Consider the following 19,510-nt stretch of genomic DNA (forward strand, 5'->3'; position numbering starts at 1 on the left):
ATTTAGCTTTCTATCCCCCTATAAAAAACAGGTTGCTTTTGCCGTGATGGCACTCGCTGTTAGCGCTTCAACTTGGCTGCTATTAGGGCAAGGCTTACGGCATATTGTCGACTCAGGCTTTTATCAAAATGATACTGATTTCTTAAACACCGCATTACTTGCCATATTAAGTATTGTATTTATTGGCAGCGTGGCAACATTCATTCGGTTTTACTACATGGTGTGGTTGGGTGAGCGCGTATCCGCTGATATTCGGAAAACACTCTTTGATCATCTACTCACCCTCAGCCCCCGTTTCTATGAAAATGAACGAACCGGCGAAATTATTTCGCGGTTTACCAGCGATACGACCCTACTACAAACCGTCATTGGTACGAGCATTTCAATGGCTTTGCGCTCCAGTGTAAGCTTTGTTGGCGCAATTGTGTTGATGAGTATCACTAGCCTGAAACTCACGCTTTATGTTTTTTTAGCCATTCCTTTTATCCTTGTCCCCGTAAAATTGTTAGGAAAAAAGGTCAGACACTACAGTAAAGAAAGTCAAAATAAAGTGGCGAATATTGGCAGTATTGTTGATGAAAGCTTACATGAGCTTAAAACCATACAAGCTTTTGGGGCGCAAAAAAGACAATCTGTTAGCTTTCAAACTATAACCGATGCCGTGATGTTGAATGCTTCCAAACGGATAAAGTATAGAGCACTACTCATTTCTGGCGTCATGCTCATCAGCATGTCGGCAATCATCATCGTAGCTTGGTTAGGCATGCTAGCCGTAATCGAAAGCACACTTACAGTTGGTCAACTAATCGCGTTTATGTTTTATGCCGTGCTTGCAGGTGGCGCTATCGCCACCGTAAGTGAAGTTATTGGCGAAATTCAAAAAGCCGCTGGCGCGAGCGAGCGCATTCTTGACTTATTAAACAGGCAAAGCGAAATTGTTGAGGATCCGCCTGTATACAATGCCAAGGACAAGCTATCAATGCCTTTAGAGAATCATACGCATCCAATAATTTCATTTAGAGAGATTGAATTTGCGTATACCGATACGCCAGTACTCAAAGGGGTTTCGTTTGAGGTGTACCGAGGACAAAAAGTGGCGCTGGTAGGCGAAAGTGGCGCGGGGAAAAGTACATTATTCGATGTGCTACTGCGATTTTACAAGCTACAAGCCGGTTCGATTATCATCAACAACACCCGTCACGACAATATGCCTTTATCAACATTGCGCCAGCACTTTGCATTGGTCGCTCAAGACCCTGTTATCTTTGCAGGCAGTGTAGCCGAAAACATTGCATTTGTAGGCAATAATGAAGCAATCGACATGGAGCACATCAAACACGCGGCTAAACTCGCCAATGCGCATGATTTTATTGAATCTCTTCCCGAGGGCTACAATAGCGAACTGGGAGAACGCGGCGTAAAACTGTCCGGTGGCCAAAAACAACGTATTGCTATAGCAAGAGCGATAGCCGCTAATCGTCCGGTATTGTTGCTAGACGAAGCTACCAGTGCTTTGGATGCAAAGAGCGAACGCGAAATAAAAACAAGTCTAGATTCGCTGATGCAAAACAAAACGACGATTGTGATTGCTCACCGCCTGTCTACTGTGGTGAATGCAGATTTAATCGTTGTATTGGATAAGGGACGTATTTTGGCAAAAGGCACGCACGCTGATTTGTATTCGTCGAATGCCAACTACAAAGAATTTGTTGATTTGCAGCTGCTTAGTTGATGAAAAAGCGCTTTGAATAAATAAGTTGTGGGCTCCACACCGCATTGTAATATTCTGAAACACAATTTATGTTCTTCACATCCCTGAAAGCCATGCCGACATAGTAAACTATACCAGCAGATTTGCAGTAACATAACTATAAATCTTGGTACCCTTGGAGGGAATGCAAGACCCTAAGAGCTGAAAACTAAGTCACCACAAGCTTATCTTCATGAAGCTGAGACTTAGAGATGGACCAACTCTATTTTGGATCCAGCTAGTTGTACCAGAATAGAGGCTGTTTATCTTTGTTTTTTATTGTTAATGATCGTCAGCACAAATAATAAACAAAGATAAACAGCCTCTAATTATTACAAAAACTAACGAGAGAAAATGATGAACTTTAAACGAAGCAAAATTATGCTTGCCGTTTCTTTTTTAGCTTTTCAAACAAGCGCATGGTCAGAAGAAGATAAAAAAGACGAAAGCAAGGAAAAAGACAAACCCAGTCTCAGCGAAACGCTAGAAAAACAAACCTCATATGAAGGTTTCATCGACATTTATCGCGACAAAAAAGACGGCGCGGGTCTTGTTGTTATTGACGAAGCAGACTTGAACAAACCTTTCTTACACATCGTATCCACTGCCGATGGTGTGGTTTCTGCTGGTACTTTTCGAGGGCACTATCGCGATACTCAACTTATTGAATTTCGACGTTATTTCAATAGGATAGAGGTCATATCAAAAACACCAAGATACTTTTTTGATGAAGATAACGCAATCAGTAAAGCGGCTGATGCGAATACCAGTGAGTCAGTCCTCATCTCGACCGAAATTAAGCATGAGGAAGACGGAAAAATTGCTTTTTCTCTTCAATCCTTGGTTAAAAACGAGAACCTTCACCGCGTTGCGCCTATGCCAGCTAGTGACCCTAAAGTCGATAAAAATCGATTCAAAGTAGGTAAGTTTTCGAAAGACAAATCTAAAATAATCGAAATTGATAACTTTCCCGAAAACACGCACATTGTCGTAGACTATGTATATGAAAACGCGACGCCAAAAGTTTATGGCGGCGACGAAATCGCCGATCAACGCTATACGACTTTAAGCATTCAGCATGCCTTTGTAAAAGCACCTGAAAATGACTTTACACCCCGCCGAGATGATCCAAGAGTTGGCTATTTTACGCAACAATTCGATGATTTAACGACAGCAGAAACAGCTAATTTTAGAGACGTCATCAATCGTTGGCATTTAGTAAAAAAAGATCCAAATGCTGCCATTTCAGATCCTGTTGAACCCATCACATGGTGGATTGAAAACACTACTCCAGTGGAGTGGCGAGACACGATTAAAAATGCGGCTCTTGCTTGGAATCAGTCCTTTGAAAAAGCCGGCTTTAGCAATGCCATTGCGGTAAAAATTCAGCCTGACGATGCAGAGTGGTCTGCCGATGACGTTCGCTACAACGTATTGCGTTGGACGTCATCCCCTCGCCCACCGTTTGGTGGCTATGGTCCAAGTGTCGCGCATCCGGAGACGGGACAAATCTTGGCCGCCGACATTATGCTTGAATATAGCTTTATGACTGGACGATGGTTAGCCAGTGAAATGTTTACCGATGGCGCCAGTAACTTTGCGACGCACTTACCACAACTTTCGCAAGATCACCAAGATGTCCACCTTTGTTCACTTGGGCACAATTTACAGCTGGGCAAGACTTTCGCAAATTTTGCAGGACTAACGCAAGGAATGGGTGATATCGAAAAAGATAGGCTACTCAGACAATCTATGCACTACCTTATTTTGCACGAAATCGGACATACCCTCGGTCTCAATCACAATATGATGGCCACGCAACTTCACAGCCCAGAAGAAGCGCATGACATTGAAATCACCCAAGGTATTTTAGCGGGCTCGGTAATGGACTATCCTTCTGTTAACTACGCGCCAGTAGGCAAGCCACAAGGTGACTTCTACACAGAAAAACCAGGTCCTTACGATGATTGGGTTATCGAGTATGGCTATTCAGTGGCATTGGACGATCCTGAGAAAGAAGAGCAGCGACTAAATAAAATTTTGGCGCGTTCTACTGAGCCAGAATTAGCCTTCGGTAACGATGCAGACGATATGCGCGCGCCCGGACGTCACGTTGACCCTAGAATCAATATTTTTGATATGTCTAGTGACGCTATAAGCTATGCAGGTGAACGAGTAACACTAATTGAAGATGTTGCGACAAAGCTCAAAGATAAGTTGTTAGTCGATGGTCGTTCACACAATGACTTAGTCGTGGGCGCGAACATTCTCTTTAGCGAACTATCTCGCCAGTCGTCGGTTGTTAGCCGTTACGTTGGTGGCGTATATTTGAATAGAGCCTTCGTGGGGCAAGACGGGTATACCCAACCTCTTACACCTGTCCCTGCCGAAGATCAAAAACGTGCAATGACTTTACTCAATGACGAGCTTTTTGCACCAGATGCCTTGGCCGAAATGGAAAATATGTTTGCCTATTTACAACGCCAGCGCAGAGGGTTTGACGGTTTTGGTCGCGACGAATCACCTAAAATCCATCAAATGCTACTCGGCACGCAAAAGCGCGTATTGGATCACCTGCTCCACCCGAACGTGACGATGCGATTGACGGATACCGCTTTGTACGGCAATGAATACAGCGTTGATGCCATGTTATCCGACTTAACAGACGGGATATTTAAAGAAGACGCGAAGTCCATAGTTAATTCTTATCGTAGAAACTTGCAAATTGAGTACCTCAACCGCCTTCTAGCCATGTCCGGCTTAGAAAAGCCTAGTCAACACGACTTTATTACACAAGGTACAGCGGTGAGTGAGCTCAGACGCATTAAAGACATGGTAAATAGTCGTCGTGGTGATAACGCGAGTAAGATTCACAAAGCATTTATCCGCGATTTGATTAATCGCGCATTTCATAAAAGCAATAGCTGAACCTAATCGTAATAATTACTTTACTGGATATGTATAAAAAAGGGGCACGCGCCCCTTTTTTACCGCATGTTAAAAGCGTTTTTGATTCTCGTCTAGAGGAGTGAAAATGTGTTTTCCTGCTACGCTTTCCGCTAGCCAACGGCATAATTTAACAAACAAATGATACGTTAATATATGCAAAGGCATTTTCTGCAAATGCCCACGTAACAGCGCTAAAAAGCCACGAAACGGTGTTTGTGATGCCTCTAAAAATGGGTGTTGAGGAAAGAGTACCCTCGAGAATATATATTTGTCTACAGAGCTAATCGGGTTCGCTTTTATGAATGCCGATGCTGCGCCATTCGCATTGACGGCACTGCTATCGAGTTCAGCAACAAAGTGAAATGCCAATGCGGCCTCTTTACTGAATCCAATTTCTTCGGCAACCTCTATGATCGCCTGTTCAAATTCAGCACCACCAGCCTTAAGCATAATATGCAGATCAGTTAAATCTCTGAAAGCCGAATCAAACTCTTCGTTCCTGAACAAATGAATCGCTGAATGCACAAACTGCGCAGCCGGCGATAAAACCCATATACCATCACCCAAGTTGACCGCGTGATTAAGCAGTTTATTAACATTTGGAGCGACTTTAGAAATCAAGGGTACAATATTGTGATGAATATCGATAATTGTACCGCGCTTGCCATGACTCATGGGTGGGATTTCATGCGCCCATTTTCGGTAGTACTTGTCGTCATAATCTGTGACTTCTTGCGCCAGCCAACCTTTAATGGCTAAGGTTTGCTCACACAACTTTAAAGACTCTCTATCTACAAGGACATCAATATCACTGTAAATTCTGCCGGCCGCCACTTTGTTGGTGGTTAATTTAGCACTTAAGGAGTAAGCCGCGCCTTTCAAAAATATTAAAAATGGGCTCACGCCATCTAGCTGGCTCACAAGTAACTCAGCTTCTTCCCATACTTGCAACTGCTGCTTGTTTGACATCAACAAGGCATTACGAAAATGCCTTTGCGCCCTAGGCTCGATAGTGTCAATGAGATCTTGCTCAACTAAACTATGCGCTACTCGGGCTAAGATTTTTTGCTGACGCATCACTATGATAAGTTGACTTAACTGGCTTTTACTTAGCTCAAGTAAGGACGATACATCAAGATAAGCACGGATAACGTGTTCTGAAGTCAGTGAGTTCATGTCAATACATCCTCCAACAAAAACGCATTGACCTCTTGCAAGTCATTGTAAAAAATTTCAAAAGTCTTTGTATTTTCTATTAGCTGTGTCACGGTATCGAAAGCAGGCTCGCCAAGGGCGATAAAATTAAAGGCATTATCAACAAGCTGCATGTAGGCCTCAACCATATTTAACTGATAAATATCCAGTTGCGTCTCGGGCTTATAATTTGGAAATACAACACCCACGATTTCAGCTGTTTCGGTATTGGCTGCTAAAGCTTGTTTGCTTGGTGCCATATGCACAACGTCACCTTTGTGTGTGTCGCGTGCAATACTGGAGAAACGCTGTTCTGGATACCAGCTTTTTACTAAGTCGATACTGTTATTTTTTAAACAGATAGGTCGTACAAAAGGGGTGACGGTTTTTGTGTGTGGAGTAATCAAGGCCATTTCGTCAGAAAGCAAACGCCAACCATTCTGCGACAAATAAGCCGTAAGTGTGCTTTTACCTGAACCTGGCGGCGCAGGAAAAAGCACCGCCTTGCCATCTTTCGCTAACACCGCGCTATGAATGATCACATAACTGAACTCATGAGCCGCGACAGCCCAATTCATTCCCCACTCTAACAAGGCATAAGCTTGACTAAAGTCCAAAGGTTTAAATGGCTCTCTGTCATCACAAAAAAAACGTGCCTGTGGTTTAACGAGTCCTCTAAGCCCACCACCATCCGTAATGCTAACGGAAAAATCGATGAAATCATCATGAATACTAGCATCCACAAAAGCATCAGCATAAATACGTTTTGCATTGTCATAGACAAATTTTATGCTGTTTTTAATGGCAAAGGTAAAAGGCGGAAGCGTTAAAACAAAGTCGTATTTCAATGTTTCTTAATCTTGTATTATTTGTTGAGTGAGCAATTCTGATAATAACTTACTTTCTTGCTCACTTACGGGCGTTTGTTTGTCTAATATTTGGTGGAAACGCGCTAGTGTTAACGCGACAGAAGTAATGGTATTGCTCACCGGATCGAAAAAGGTCAAACCCGAATCATCTGAAAAAGGGTGCATAAGCACCCTTTGTTTTATTGTGTAACTCTCTGTCACCCTAATTTTATGGTCTGAACGTTGTTGGGTTGTCATGTAACTGGGCTAACTCTTGACCCATTAACTGGGGATTGGGTTGAGCCATTTGATAAAGCTTCATAGCCAACACCTCATTCATTTGAAAAGGTTTATTTGGCCCCACAACTGGAAAATTGACATCAAACATCGGCACACCAGTGTAAACTGCAGATAGATACGCTGAGATCAACAGCCCATTAACGTTAGCAGGGCCACGATACACCCAATTGTTATTCCCAGACCCGATACCTACAATGACGTCCCTAACCGTTAAATCTTCACCGGTGCCACGCTTTTTAAGCGCCGTACCCATGTTATCAGCAAAGGGCTGACCACCAAATACTGTAGAAAAGGAACTATCCAGTAGTGAAGCTTGTATGCTGCCTTGTCTGTTTTGCCAGTACCAAGGTCTTTGTAATTTAAGTGGTACACCACCGGCAAAATCTGAGCCATGACCAGAAGCAACGATAGAGTTAGTTATTCCCGTTGCCCATACAGATTTTGCTGGGATAGTTGCAAGCGTTGCCCCTGCAGCCGAGCGCTTCAAAAATGTACGCCTCGTAGAGCCAATCTTGTCAGTTACATCTTTTTCTTGATTCATTTTAGCATCCAAATTCATGCATTGAAGTGAACCACTGGCGCACCACTGAAACTGGTGCAACGCTCACTGTAGTCCTTCAACCATCTACACAGCTATCAAAGCAATATTTATACCATCTGCATGCATCTTAAAAATCAATGACTTATGCCAGAGGAATTTGCTAGTTGGAAAATTTTCTGACACCAATAGTCAAGTCGATTAATTTTCTCAGCGCAACAAGCAGGTACTGAAGTATTTAACTTTCTAAGATTATAACTTAATACCATGCTTTTTTGCGAGTGCGTATACGTGCTTAATCGGTATAGCGTAAGAAATGCCACTCGGATTGGTAATAGCCGCTTCTTTTCCCGCACTAACAAACACCTTATTGATCACTGCAATGACCTCAGACGAATGCATATCAAACACTGGACTACCACTATTTCCGGGATAGGCTGTGGCATCTAACTGATAGATCAAAAACGGATTTTTTAAGCGCGACAGTAGGTTCAAAGTGAGTTGATCTGCATTTTTTGATGGATTTACATCTGGTGCAACTGCAGCTATTAAACCAACATGCGTTGCTGGATACAAACCTAGTACTGCACCCAGTGGAAACCCCGTAAAGAAAACTTCTGTGCCGGCTTCTTTTAAGTTTGGTTGCGCTAACTCAATCGGCGTCATTTTTGACTTGGATTGCAAAATCGCAAGATCATGGACTGGATCAATTCCTATTATTTCTAGGTAATGACTTCTAACGACTCTTCCTTCGCCATCCAAAGCAACATACTTTTGTACAATGTCGGTGGATAGTTCTTTAGACACCACATGATAGTTTGTAACCACGTAACTCCCATCCCCTACGACAAACCCTGTCCCTATTAGTTGAGGTTTTCTAGCCTCCAAAGGTGTATGAATGCCTACCCCGACAACAGAACGTTCAACAATATTGATTTTATCAACTAATGAGGACTTATTATCATGTCCAACAGTGATAAAGGACACACATAAAAGTGAATAAAATATTAGTTGTCTACAGTAGCAACGCAGCACTTAAGAATTCCAAGTTAGGGCAGATACTGTATGAGCATAACCCAAAAAATAATTGTTTTTAAGTGAGTGTTCGATATATTTAAGTTTTTCTAAGGGGGACAAGAATATGCTTGCAGTACATGGCCTCACTAGTATTGCTTAACCGAAACGTGTTGATAACCATGCAACGCAAGGCACCTTGAACTTAGCCATGTAGATAAAATGCCCATGGTTATTTCGCCGAAAACATATCCGTAAGTTTAATTGAAGTGCAAAAGAGGTAATCTCCTGAATACTAAAGGAAAAATAGGTACCGAGCTGAAGTGTGCTTACTCGCTCGAAGAAGCAAGGAGCTATATGGATGAGATCAACAGTCATGCGCTAAACAACAGTGTTTTTCTTACTAGTCTGTGGCAGCTTACTTGGATAGAAAGTCTTGCTTATAAGCCATTCATGCTCTTATTTTATTTGGAAAAAAATATTATTGGCCTAGCATTTATCGGGAAGCAGAAAAGTGCGTGGGGTGACGTGTACTACCTCAATCAAACAGGCAAACATGCTGGTGATCAAGTATGGATTGAACAAAACGATATTATCTGCGCCGAACAGCATAAAATAGCATGCCGGCATGCTTTTTTGGAGCGACTAATCACCATCCCCAATTTTCATAAAGTAGTACTCTCACATACAATAGATATTAACTGGTCCCATCATAAAGCACTCCTTTGGGACAAAATCATTCATAAGAGCGCTAGAGTTAAGCTAGAGGCCTTGTTGTCAAAAGAAGTGGACTATTTGTCAACACTCTCAAAAAATTCTCGCTCGACACTGCGCCGAGCAAAAAAATACATAGAAACGCATTATGGGCAAATTGAGTTCAAGGTTGTCAACGAGCAAAAAGCAAAAACGTTGAAAAATGATATCGCCAAGTTACACATACAAAAATGGGGGGAATCACAATATGGTAGCGGCTTTGTCAACCCTCAGTTTACGGAGTTTCACACTCGCATGTGTGAGCAAAAAGAACGAGAATTAGAAACTGAAATCATTGCTTTCACCGCTGGCAGAAAAATTTTGGGATATTTGTATTTTATTAATAAACACCCAACAGCAAATTTTTATCTTTCTGCCATAGATTATTCAGATGGTAGCAATAAATTCAAACCTGGGCTTGTTATGCATGCTTTAGCGATTGAATATTTTGTTGGCAAAAAATACCAATATTACGACTTTCTGGCAGGCGACGCGCGCTACAAAGAATCATTGAGCAACGACCATTATTATATGTATACTCTCGAGCTGACAAGCACACACCCTGTAAACAAGATACTGTTTGGGCTTAAATCAATACTTAAAAAATTGAGACGTACCAAAGGATAACAAGTGAATCGAGCCACGTCAGACTCTAATGGTGCACTTCATATTTTAACGCGCCCCAACAGCACACCTTTAATTAATGAACCTCTCTGTATCAGTGTGCCTTTTTCCTGCGGAGAGATTTATTCGCTTGACCGCTTTGAGCTCATCGACAATTTCGGTCGAATAATATCTGCTTACACTACCCCCTTGTCCTTTTGGAAAGACAAAAGTATTCGTTGGTTGTTGGTAAAAGCCAACTTCAATATAGACAATGCAGATGCGACTGATATTTTTTTACGAAAAAAAACCACTGCACAAAAACAGATTAAGAATAATTGGGTTATCGAAAACGAAGACTCGCTATGCGTATGTTTACCTTCTGGCGAGCTCAATATCGAGACATCTCAATTGTTTAAGCTTGAATATCAACCGGCAAACTTAACTGCAGAGCTTGTAAGTACTTTTCACGCAGCCCTTCAAATAGGCAAAGTAAGCACCACTTATGAACTTGAGTTCTCAAGCAATGAGACACCCTATTCCTGTCAAATCATACAGAGCGCAAACGTATCAGACGAGTCGAAGATAATTGGCAAAATATCACTAAGTTACGACATACTTTGGGAACAACAAATTCTGAATTTGCGTCTAAAACTGCAAAATACTCAGGCTCAAGTAGCGCAAGGAGGAAAATGGGATTTAGGAAATGAAAACAGTTTATTCCTTGCTTCAATGGCATTAGAAATAGATTTCCCTGCAGACTACAAAGCTTCCTGTTATTTACGAGATGGCAATTGCTATTCTGACCAAATAATCCCTATTGACGATAGCGAGTTTACTCTCACGCAACACAGCAGTGGCGGGAAAAATTGGCAAAGCGCCGTACATAAAACTTGCGAAAACGAAGTAGAGCTACACTACAAGGGCGCTAAACTCAGATTAAACGAATCAGAAAGCTTCCTTGAACGCGCGCAACCGACAATACAGTTAGTCAATGAGAAACATGGCATAAGCCTCAAACCAAAGTACTTTTGGCAGAAATTCCCCAACACCATAAGTCTTAAAAATGGGCGACTTACAGTGGAGCACTGCAACACAGAAACAAAGTCTCCACTTGAACTTCAGCCAGGTGAAAGCAAATCACACGACTATCGTTTTTGTTTTGCTGACAGCAAAATTGACTTAGCGCAAAATTCTCAAGCAGTTTCATCTGCTTCAGAGTTTAGCATTCCCCCAGCGCGCTTAGACAAAGCCTTATCGATTCCTTGGTTTAGTTCATGCTTAACGAATGATGTATTGCAAAAAACGGTGGATTTAGGTTTACACGGCGATAGTAGTTTTTTTTCCAAAAGAGAAATCGTCGACGAGTACGGTTGGCGAAACTTTGGTGATCTTTATGCAGATCACGAGGCGGATAACTACCAAGGCGATGACGTTTTTGTCTCGCACTACAACAATCAATACGACCCCTTACTTGGTTTTCTCAAACAATGGTTGATTAGCGGCAACCCGAAATGGCGAGAACTAGCCGACGATCTTTACGATCATACAATAAACATTGATATATACCGTACAGATAACGACAAGCCTGAGTATAACAACGGTTTGTTTTGGCATACTGATCACTACGTACAAGCAGAAACGGCAAGCCATCGTACCTATTCACAACATCAAGCATCCAATGTATACATGGATCATGCCGGAGGCGGTGGGCCAGGCTCACACCACTGCTACTCTTCTGGATTATGCTTGTATTATTTTTTGACAGGGGATGAGTACGCCTACGAAACGGTTATCAAAATGGCACAGTGGATGCGTTATATCTACGAAGGCGATGGCACGATACTTGGAAAATTTTTACAGTTAAAAAATGCCAATCAGCTAACTATCCCGTTCACTAGCAAACTACTATTAGGTTTTGGAACAGGTATTGTACGCAATCCAGTCACCAACAAATATCCACTCGACAGGGGTACAGGCAATTACGTAAACACATTGCTCGACGCCTATGAGTTAACTCAAGACACCGGTTATTTAGCCGACGCCGAAAAAGTAATACTAAATACTATTGATAAAAATGACGATATAGCCAAAAGAAACTTTAGCGATATCGAAAACACATGGTTTTACACTGTTTTTCTGCAATCAGTGGCTAAATATATACATATTATCGCGACATTTAAACTTGAGCGAATGGCCTGCCAGTCAGCTTTTGCAGCCTTAATGCACTACATCGATTATATATATTTGTACGAGAAACCGGCTTTGGATAGCGCAGAAATACTCGAATACCCTAACGACACTTGGACAGCACAAGACATCAGAAAAGTGCAACTACTCTGTATTGGTAGCCTACTGACTGAGGGAGAAAAAAAGGAAAAGTACATTCTCAAAGCACAAGCTTTAAACCAATGGATTTGCAATAAACTAGAGAAAAGCCATGAGCAAAGTTATACTCGCATACTTGCGCTGACCATGCAGAATTACGGCGGTATCGCCTTAATACAAGCAGGAAAATATAGACTTGACTTGCAAAAAGCCAGTGAAGAAGGTGTTATCCATCACGTATACCCCACTTTTTATCAGAGGATAAGGCGCTTTATCTCTAATTACTCAATCGTGCGAGAACGTCGCTTGCTGCTTACTCGTATTCCCAAGTTACAAAAACTTCTGGGTAAGCCATGAAACAGATTGTCAATGAGCAAAACGTAAATGAAACAATCGTTAGCTTTGTGATCCCGCATATGGGACGTGAGGAAATGCTAATTGAAACCTTACAATCGATTCAAAACCAAGACTTTGACTTGAATAAAATTGAAGTCTACGTAGTAACAAAAAATAGTCACTTACAGGAATCCGTGCATTCATTTGCTAAGGTCTATCGTTTGAATTGTGTATACGTAAGTCAAGATAAAAATATTTCGATGCAGCGCAACATTGGTGCTGAAAACATCGAGGGGCAATATATCGCATTTTTAGACGCAGACGTCTCGCTCGCCAACAATTGGCTACAGGCGATGTTGAAGAAACTGCGCGAGAATAGAAAAATTAAACTCGTTAGCGCGATACAAAAAAACAGCGCAAATGCACCACCGCTCGAAAAACTTAGAACGGCTCTCAGCAATGCACATGTCGATTGCGAAGTAACCTTTCTGCCGGGTCGTAACTTGTTGTTAGAAAAATCTACGTTCCATAAATCTGGAGGATTTCCAGAGCATTTAGAAACATGCGAGGACTACGTTTTTACCCACACTATATCCAAACAAGGGATTTTGTTCTATAGCGCTGACAGTCACTATGTTCATATTGGCGAGGATAAAGCTTTTAGACCTATGGCCGAAAAAGAAGTGTGGCGAGGCCTATCCAATATAGCGTCAATACGAGGTAGAAAAATCCCCTTGTCAGAATGGCCTAGCTTTATCGTACCACCATTATTTACGCTTGGTGTGGTATGTGCGCTGTTGTTTACTGTGTTTTCTCATTACACACTTGCAATATTGTCAGTACTAGGTGCAGTCACCTTGCTATGTTTGTATAGTTTCCGCTTGGCATCGTTAACGAAAGGAGATCCAAGTATTGCAACGGTATTTAAGTTTTATAGCGTATATTTTCCCGCGCGGACGTGGGGAACAATTAAAGGACTCATGCAAAAATGAATTCAGCAGGGAATAAGGGCTAAATCGAAGATGAATCAAGTGCCACATATTTTACAGTTTATTTGCTCGACAGGTTTTTACGGAGCAGAAAGATGGATCTTGGCGCTGTGTAAGAATACCTCGCCCTCTTCCGCAAAACATTCCCTAGCGGTAACCTTAGAAGAAAACTCTCAAGACTTAGAACTTGTGAAGCACTTCAAAGCAGAGTGTGGCGAAACTGTTGAATTAGAGATGAAAAATCGCTTTGATTTACGTGTCATAGACAAGTTAGTCACGTATATTAAGCAAAACAACGTTGATATTATCCATACTCATGGCTACAAGTCTGACATATTAGGTGTCATGGCGGCGAAAAAGGCGAAAATCCCCGTAGTGGTGACGCCACATGGTTTTGAAAACGCGGCTGATTTTAAATTGCGCATGTTTATTTGGTTAGGCTGTCAAGCAATGCGTTTTGCTGATAGCGTTGTTCCTCTATCACCGCAACTTCTTGAAGATGTAAAAAAATACGGCGTTTCACCGCAAAACTTAGTGTACATCCAAAATGGGGTAGATCTGTCTGAGGTAGAGAAGGTGCGTGAAGCACCAAAAAAGCTCACTAAAACAAAAAAACGCATCGGTTTTATTGGTCAAATGATAAGTAGAAAAAATATCAAGGATATTCTTGATATTTTCAACCACCTCTGTGTTACACGACAGGATATTGAACTAGTATTATTGGGTGATGGCGATGAACGCATACAGTTGGAAAAATACGCACAATCGCTACCATCTAAGCAAGACATTCACTTTTTAGGCTATAGAGATGACCGTTTGGACTATTTACGCAGTTTCGATTTATTTGTCATGACCTCGACGCTCGAAGGCATTCCTCGTTGTTTAATGGAAGCCTGTGCAATGGGCACACCGGTCGCGGCTTACGATATTCCGGGTATTGATCAACTTGTTATGCACCAAAGCACTGGACTTCTTGCTAAACTTGGGGATAAAGAAACATTAAGTGGTTACTGGGAAGCACTGTTAGACGAACCTGGATTAGCAATGCAATATGGCAACAAAGCAATAGAATATGTCAACGAACACTACGCGGCTAAACGTATGGCAGACGAATACTTAGCTCTATTCAATAAATTAATCAAGCATTGAGTATGATGAACAAAACTGACTTACTATTTGTGCTTAGTGTGGATACCGAAGAAGAATGGGATTGGGACGGTCCGTTTCCAGAGGATAATTTTTCGGTAGAAAATTTATCGATACTGCCTAAATTTCAAAAATTTTGTGAAACACTCAATATAAGACCTTGTTACTTTGTTGACTACGCCGCTGCGAAAGGTATTCCTGCAGAAGGTGAGTTTCATCAGGCAATAAAAAACAATTTTTGTGAACTCGGGGCACATCTGCACCCTTGGGCAAACCCGCCTTATTTTCAAAAACCGAATGAAGAAAACTCACACGTTGTCAACTTACCAATACAACAGGTAGCAGAAAAGCTGGATGCCTTGCTTTCTTTATTTGCAGAAAAATTTAGCTATCAACCGAAAGCATTTAGAACCGGTCGCTGGGGAATCTCTGAAGAAATCATGCAACTATTGTGGTCTAGAGGCTTCACGGTAGATTCCAGTGTTTATCCATTCTATCAAAACGAGTACTTTTCTTGCCAAGGTAGTCCTGTTTTACCCTATTGGCCAGATGTAGCAAATGTACTCAAACCAGGCTCTCAGAGAAATATTTTGGAACTGCCCGTTACGGTTGGATTTAACCGGCGACCTTTTACTTTGGCAAATCGCATATACCAAGCTTTTGATTCTGCATTCATGCAAAATTTGAAAGCGAATGCCATTCTATGGCATAGCCGTATCCTTAGAAAGATATACATGAGCCCAGAAGTCACCTCTTCGGATAACATGATCCGTTTATGTAAAGCTATAGACACTAGTAAACAACCTATTGTGCATATGTACTTACACAGCTCTAACTTGATTCAAAGCGGAACGGGTGTAGTCGATCATGACGATCCATATCAACTGATCACAACACGGATAAAAAATGTCATCGAACACTTAAGCAAACGAAACAACTTAGTATTTATGACACCTTCTGAAGCTAAAATATATTTTAAAACTAACCCTAAATTTATCGCCACATGACAATAAAAATAATTACTGGCAAGCTAATTAATCAAGAACGCTGGGATACATATATACTCACCGCACCCAACGCAAGCCCCTACCATCTTTATGGGTGGGGAGTGGCTGTCGAAAATGCCTATGGGTTTACCTGCTATCGTTTTGCTGCCATAAAAGAAGATGAAATTGTAGGTGTATTAGCGATAATTAATATGCGTAGCTTGCGCGGCAAAAAACTGCTTAGCGCCCTCCCGTACTGCGATATTGGCGGAATCATCGCAGACAACAAAGATGTCTATTCTGTATTACAAACACACCTGCTCAATTTTGCAGAAAATCTTGGAATTGCTGAACTCGAAATCAGAAATAGTGAGAGTGAAGTTAAGGATCTTAAGAAAGTAACATCGGGTGAAAAAGTACGAATGTTCCTCGACTTGCCTTCATCAGAAGAAGCGCTGATGGAACAATTTAAATCTAAGTTGCGCAGTCAAATTCGAAAAGCAGAAAAAAATGGGCTGCGCTATGAGGTGGTCATGGGAAGTGCGATAAAAACACAAGAACTCGAAAGTTTTTACGAAATTATTGCCAAAAACATGAAGGCCCTAGGTTCACCCGTCCATTCTAAGCAATGGTACAAAGAAGTTATCTCTCAGTACGGCAGTCATGCATACATGGCCATAGTCTATTCCGAGAATGTGGTAGTCGGCGCAGGTCTTGTCTTGACCTTGGGTAACAAGGCAAGTATTCCATGGGCTTCTACCTTGAATGAGTACAATAGATTAGCACCAAATATGTTGCTCTATTGGGCTGTGCTCGCACAAGCAACAAAACAAGGCATTAGTACTTTTGATTTTGGTCGTTCAACCGTGGGAGAAGGTACATTTAACTTTAAAAAACAATGGGGGTGCTTACCTATCAAGCTTCAATGGCAGTCTTTTCGAAATGGAGAAGCCTTGATTGAATTACCCAGTAAAAGCTCGCCGTCTCGCGATAAACTCGCGAGTGCTTGGCGCTGCTTACCACTGCCAGTAGCGAATTTTCTCGGACCTATCTTGCGTCGGTATATAAGCTTATGAAATTCTACATTGTTTACGAGACTAACGAGCTACTATCAGGAATAGATGCTTCATGCCATTAAAAGAAAATATTCTTGTGTTAACTGAAAATTTTCCGCCAAAATCTGGGGGAAGTGGTCGTTGGTTTTGGGAGCTTTATAGCCGTTTGGAGGTAGACAATGGCTTTTCGATTACAGTAGTCAGTGATGATGAAGTAAGTTCTTACAACGAAGGTGAAGAACTGAGTCACGACAACTTAACGCTCATTCGAATGCCACTGCGTTCTTGGGAATGGGGCTTCAAAAGTATCCATGGCATCAAGTTTTATTACTCTACAATTAGGCGCTTGCGAAAAATTACCAAACAACAGCAGATAACGCAAATTCATTGTGGTCGCATCATCCACGAAGGGGTAAGTGCTTGGCTATTAAAAAAACTCAGTGGTATTGACTATATTTGTTATATTCACGGTGAAGACGTTGAAACGGCTGCGGTTAGTCGAGAACACAGTTTATTGGTAAAACAAGTGTGCAAGCACGCGACACGGTTAATATGTAACAGTTATAATAGTCAAAGGATTACACAAGCACTTGGCTTCGCTTCGACTGAAAAAACAACTGTGTTGCATCCGGGTGTAGACAGCCAGCTTTTTAAACCCGCAGGTGCAGATCATGGATTTAGAAGAAGCATGGGGTGGGATGATAAATTTGTCATTCTGACTGTTGGTCGCTTACAGGCGCGGAAAGGCCACGACAAGATGATCGAAGCACTAAGTTTATTACGCTCGACCATTCCTAATGTCCACTATGCCATTATTGGTGATGGAGAATGCAAAGGCAGCTTATCAGCACTTTGCAAAAAACTAGCGCTCGAAGACAAAGTGCAGTTTTTGAGTGGTCTGAATGACGAAAACATGATTGCTTGCTACCAGCAATGTGATTTGTTTATCTTACCCAATCGCACAATTGAGAACGACATTGAAGGCTTTGGCATGGTACTAGTCGAAGCGCAATCTTGTGGGAAAATAGTCATTGCAGGTGATTCTGGTGGTACCAAAGAAACCATGCTTCCCGAAGAAACTGGTTTTGTTATTGATTGCAATGACGTGAGTCTTATCGCCAAAAAAATTCAACAAATATATACACAAAGCTACGACATAGAAAAAATGCAAACAGCGGCAAGGCAGCATGTGGTAGCCAATTTAGATTGGCAATCTCATGTAAAGAAAGCACAAAATTTGTTTGAGCAAATTAGTCAAGGCTTGCATAAGAACTAATGGACAAGCAGATATTCGATCCACCATTGATTTCAATAGTTATGCCTGTGTACAACAGGGCGCAATTTTTATCCGAAGCTTTTGCATCTATTCAGGCGCAAAGCTATGAAAACTGGGAATTAATCATTGTTGACGATGGCAGCACAGACAATTCTCTTTCAACAATAAACAAGCTGTCGCAAAACATCGGTAAGCAAGTAGTTAAGATCATTCAGCAACAGAATAAAGGACCCGCTGGCGCGCGAAATACGGGTATTGCTGAAGCATCTGGAGATTACTTGGCTTTTTTTGACAGCGATGACTTGTGGCTTGAGCACCATTTAAAAAACAGTATTGCCTTTTTACAGCGACATACTCACATCAGCTGGGTTTACGCTGCTTGCAAGAGAGTAAACTACTTCTCTAACGATACGATATTACAAAGCACATTTTACTCAAACAGCTCCCCTCCGATTCCCAACAAACTCTTCTCTATCGCAGAGAAAAAAAAATCGAAAGAGTTCATATTAGACAGTAATAAAGCAGTTTTGTTGCAACTTCGCGAAGGGATAGATAGCGGTTTTCAAAACTCGGTGATACGGGCTGAAGTATTCAACAGCTTATCAATTCCAGAATTTAGAGTTGGAGAAGATCGCTTATTTATTGTTATGGCGCTAAAGCAAGAGTTTCGCTTCGGTTTTATCGACGACATACATGTCATTTACAGAGTACATGATAGAAATATCTCTGACACTGATGCAAAAAACACCAATTTTGATAAACGAATACAGTCGATGCTGCGCTTGCTAGAAGCCAAGAAAGCACTCCCCAATTTAGTTAGATTAAACACCGAAGAGTATTCTATATATAAAAAACAGCTATCTGAAGAAATAGTTTGGGAGCTTGGATACGCCTTGTACCAAAATAGTGGGCAATACAACTTAGCCTTAAAATCCTATGTTTCGGGTATAAAACTATATCCGAGGCAGCTTAAGTATTACAAAACTATGATAATCTGCTGGGGGAAGTGGATATTTTCGAGATGTTTGTACTAGGAACTTAATTTTTATAAAAATCTCTATGTCCAATATCTCGATTAACAAGCAACGAGTAGGGTGAGAGGTTTCAGTCTCATCCCTCTTACAGAATCGTACGGATCTCGTATGCTTCTCATGTACATGATTGTAGAGCATAGGCTCTAATAAACTACCGAACAAAGCAACTGGGTAAATCCCTATTTCTTCGAACCAGCTGCTCTTCATTTTACATCACCAAGAGGGAGACCCACAGGCCTTGCTTTGTAAACGTCAAAAGAACCACACTAGTCTAATATCACGCTCCACGGCGCAAGTTTCTCAGGATCACGCTCGCTATGCATGATTTTTTCCATCACATGCACTAGGTAATCGTAAGGAACGAGACCGTTTGCTTTAGCTGTTTGTACAATCGAGTAAAGTGTCGCACTT

Annotated in this window: 16 protein-coding genes; 10 read left to right on the plus strand and 6 right to left on the minus strand. The window is 41.5% G+C overall.

Annotated features, from left to right (window positions below; all coding sequences use genetic code 11):
- The first annotated feature begins 46 nt into the window (after positions 1–46).
- Entirely contained in the window at positions 47–1,732 is a 1,686-nt protein-coding gene (locus tag ACFOHL_RS10150; RefSeq protein ID WP_376920133.1) for an ABC transporter transmembrane domain-containing protein, read from the plus strand.
- A gap of 375 nt (positions 1,733–2,107) precedes the next feature.
- Positions 2,108–4,678, plus strand: a complete 2,571-nt coding sequence (locus ACFOHL_RS10155; RefSeq protein WP_376920134.1) for a zinc-dependent metalloprotease — start codon at positions 2,108–2,110, stop codon at positions 4,676–4,678.
- A gap of 69 nt (positions 4,679–4,747) precedes the next feature.
- On the opposite strand, the gene ACFOHL_RS10160 is transcribed toward ACFOHL_RS10155, so the two are convergent.
- From ACFOHL_RS10160 to ACFOHL_RS10180, 5 genes are all read right to left on the minus strand, one after another.
- On the minus strand, positions 4,748–5,875 hold the full coding sequence (locus ACFOHL_RS10160) for a nucleotidyltransferase domain-containing protein (RefSeq protein WP_376920110.1): 1,128 nt from the start codon (positions 5,873–5,875) through the stop codon (positions 4,748–4,750).
- Positions 5,872–6,741, minus strand: a complete 870-nt coding sequence (locus ACFOHL_RS10165) for an HprK-related kinase A (RefSeq protein WP_376920111.1) — start codon at positions 6,739–6,741, stop codon at positions 5,872–5,874. Before ACFOHL_RS10165 ends, ACFOHL_RS10160 begins: the two co-directional genes overlap by 4 nt.
- Positions 6,742–6,747: 6 nt before the next feature.
- A complete protein-coding gene (locus ACFOHL_RS10170; RefSeq protein ID WP_376920112.1) occupies positions 6,748–6,999 on the minus strand; it encodes a hypothetical protein in 252 nt (83 codons plus the stop codon).
- Complete coding sequence (locus ACFOHL_RS10175; protein ID WP_376920113.1) at positions 6,971–7,582, minus strand: twin-arginine translocation signal domain-containing protein; 612 nt, start codon at positions 7,580–7,582, stop codon at positions 6,971–6,973. Before ACFOHL_RS10175 ends, ACFOHL_RS10170 begins: the two co-directional genes overlap by 29 nt.
- Before the next feature lie 249 nt (positions 7,583–7,831).
- Positions 7,832–8,566 carry a S1 family peptidase gene (locus ACFOHL_RS10180; protein ID WP_376920114.1) on the minus strand — a complete coding sequence of 245 codons (735 nt, stop codon included), beginning with the start codon at positions 8,564–8,566 and terminating at the stop codon, positions 7,832–7,834.
- Between the two features lie 384 nt (positions 8,567–8,950).
- Here ACFOHL_RS10180 and ACFOHL_RS10185 point away from each other — a divergent pair, with 384 nt between their 5' ends.
- Genes ACFOHL_RS10185 through ACFOHL_RS10220 form a run of 8 tightly spaced genes read left to right on the plus strand, consistent with a single transcriptional unit; the run spans position 8,951 to position 19,099 of the window.
- Complete coding sequence (locus ACFOHL_RS10185; RefSeq protein ID WP_376920115.1) at positions 8,951–9,973, plus strand: GNAT family N-acetyltransferase; 1,023 nt, start codon at positions 8,951–8,953, stop codon at positions 9,971–9,973.
- A gap of 3 nt (positions 9,974–9,976) precedes the next feature.
- A complete protein-coding gene (locus ACFOHL_RS10190) occupies positions 9,977–12,634 on the plus strand; it encodes a hypothetical protein (protein WP_376920116.1) in 2,658 nt (885 codons plus the stop codon).
- Positions 12,631–13,605 (plus strand): glycosyltransferase, encoded by a 975-nt coding sequence (locus ACFOHL_RS10195; RefSeq protein WP_376920117.1) that lies wholly within the window; start codon positions 12,631–12,633, stop codon positions 13,603–13,605. The genes ACFOHL_RS10190 and ACFOHL_RS10195 overlap by 4 nt, the downstream gene beginning before the upstream one ends.
- 30 nt (positions 13,606–13,635) lie before the next feature.
- Complete coding sequence (locus ACFOHL_RS10200; RefSeq protein WP_376920118.1) at positions 13,636–14,751, plus strand: glycosyltransferase; 1,116 nt, start codon at positions 13,636–13,638, stop codon at positions 14,749–14,751.
- 2 nt (positions 14,752–14,753) lie between these two features.
- Entirely contained in the window at positions 14,754–15,755 is a 1,002-nt protein-coding gene (locus ACFOHL_RS10205) for a WalW protein (RefSeq protein WP_376920119.1), read from the plus strand.
- Positions 15,752–16,810, plus strand: a complete 1,059-nt coding sequence (locus ACFOHL_RS10210) for a FemAB family XrtA/PEP-CTERM system-associated protein (RefSeq protein ID WP_376920120.1) — start codon at positions 15,752–15,754, stop codon at positions 16,808–16,810. The genes ACFOHL_RS10205 and ACFOHL_RS10210 overlap by 4 nt, the downstream gene beginning before the upstream one ends.
- Positions 16,811–16,862: 52 nt before the next feature.
- Positions 16,863–18,065: a glycosyltransferase family 4 protein gene (locus ACFOHL_RS10215; RefSeq protein ID WP_376920121.1), complete on the plus strand. Its 1,203-nt coding sequence runs from the start codon at positions 16,863–16,865 to the stop codon at positions 18,063–18,065.
- Positions 18,065–19,099 carry a glycosyltransferase family 2 protein gene (locus ACFOHL_RS10220; RefSeq protein ID WP_376920122.1) on the plus strand — a complete coding sequence of 345 codons (1,035 nt, stop codon included), beginning with the start codon at positions 18,065–18,067 and terminating at the stop codon, positions 19,097–19,099. The genes ACFOHL_RS10215 and ACFOHL_RS10220 overlap by 1 nt, the downstream gene beginning before the upstream one ends.
- A 266-nt stretch (positions 19,100–19,365) precedes the next feature.
- Here the strand turns inward: ACFOHL_RS10220 and ACFOHL_RS10225 are convergent, their stop codons facing one another.
- Positions 19,366–19,491 carry a transposase domain-containing protein gene (locus ACFOHL_RS10225; RefSeq protein ID WP_376920135.1) on the minus strand — a complete coding sequence of 42 codons (126 nt, stop codon included), beginning with the start codon at positions 19,489–19,491 and terminating at the stop codon, positions 19,366–19,368.
- Between the last annotated feature and the right edge of the window lie 19 nt (positions 19,492–19,510).

Origin of the sequence: Agaribacter flavus (genome assembly GCF_042646125.1) — a bacterium.
Taxonomy (GTDB): Bacteria; Pseudomonadota; Gammaproteobacteria; order Enterobacterales; family Alteromonadaceae; genus Glaciecola; species Glaciecola flavus.

Excerpts from the sequence above, each read along its gene's own strand:
- ACFOHL_RS10220 (WP_376920122.1), top strand. The coding sequence starts at position 18,065 with ATGGACAAGCAGATATTCGATCCACCATTGATTTCAATAGTTATGCCT.
- ACFOHL_RS10155 (WP_376920134.1), top strand. The coding sequence starts at position 2,108 with ATGAACTTTAAACGAAGCAAAATTATGCTTGCCGTTTCTTTTTTAGCT.
- ACFOHL_RS10215 (WP_376920121.1), top strand. The coding sequence starts at position 16,863 with ATGCCATTAAAAGAAAATATTCTTGTGTTAACTGAAAATTTTCCGCCA.
- ACFOHL_RS10200 (WP_376920118.1), top strand. The coding sequence starts at position 13,636 with ATGAATCAAGTGCCACATATTTTACAGTTTATTTGCTCGACAGGTTTT.
- ACFOHL_RS10195 (WP_376920117.1), top strand. The coding sequence starts at position 12,631 with ATGAAACAGATTGTCAATGAGCAAAACGTAAATGAAACAATCGTTAGC.
- ACFOHL_RS10160 (WP_376920110.1), bottom strand. The coding sequence starts at position 5,875 with ATGAACTCACTGACTTCAGAACACGTTATCCGTGCTTATCTTGATGTA.
- ACFOHL_RS10205 (WP_376920119.1), top strand. The coding sequence starts at position 14,754 with ATGATGAACAAAACTGACTTACTATTTGTGCTTAGTGTGGATACCGAA.
- ACFOHL_RS10210 (WP_376920120.1), top strand. The coding sequence starts at position 15,752 with ATGACAATAAAAATAATTACTGGCAAGCTAATTAATCAAGAACGCTGG.
- ACFOHL_RS10185 (WP_376920115.1), top strand. The coding sequence starts at position 8,951 with ATGGATGAGATCAACAGTCATGCGCTAAACAACAGTGTTTTTCTTACT.
- ACFOHL_RS10150 (WP_376920133.1), top strand. The coding sequence starts at position 47 with ATGGCACTCGCTGTTAGCGCTTCAACTTGGCTGCTATTAGGGCAAGGC.
- ACFOHL_RS10170 (WP_376920112.1), bottom strand. The coding sequence starts at position 6,999 with ATGACAACCCAACAACGTTCAGACCATAAAATTAGGGTGACAGAGAGT.
- ACFOHL_RS10175 (WP_376920113.1), bottom strand. The coding sequence starts at position 7,582 with ATGAATCAAGAAAAAGATGTAACTGACAAGATTGGCTCTACGAGGCGT.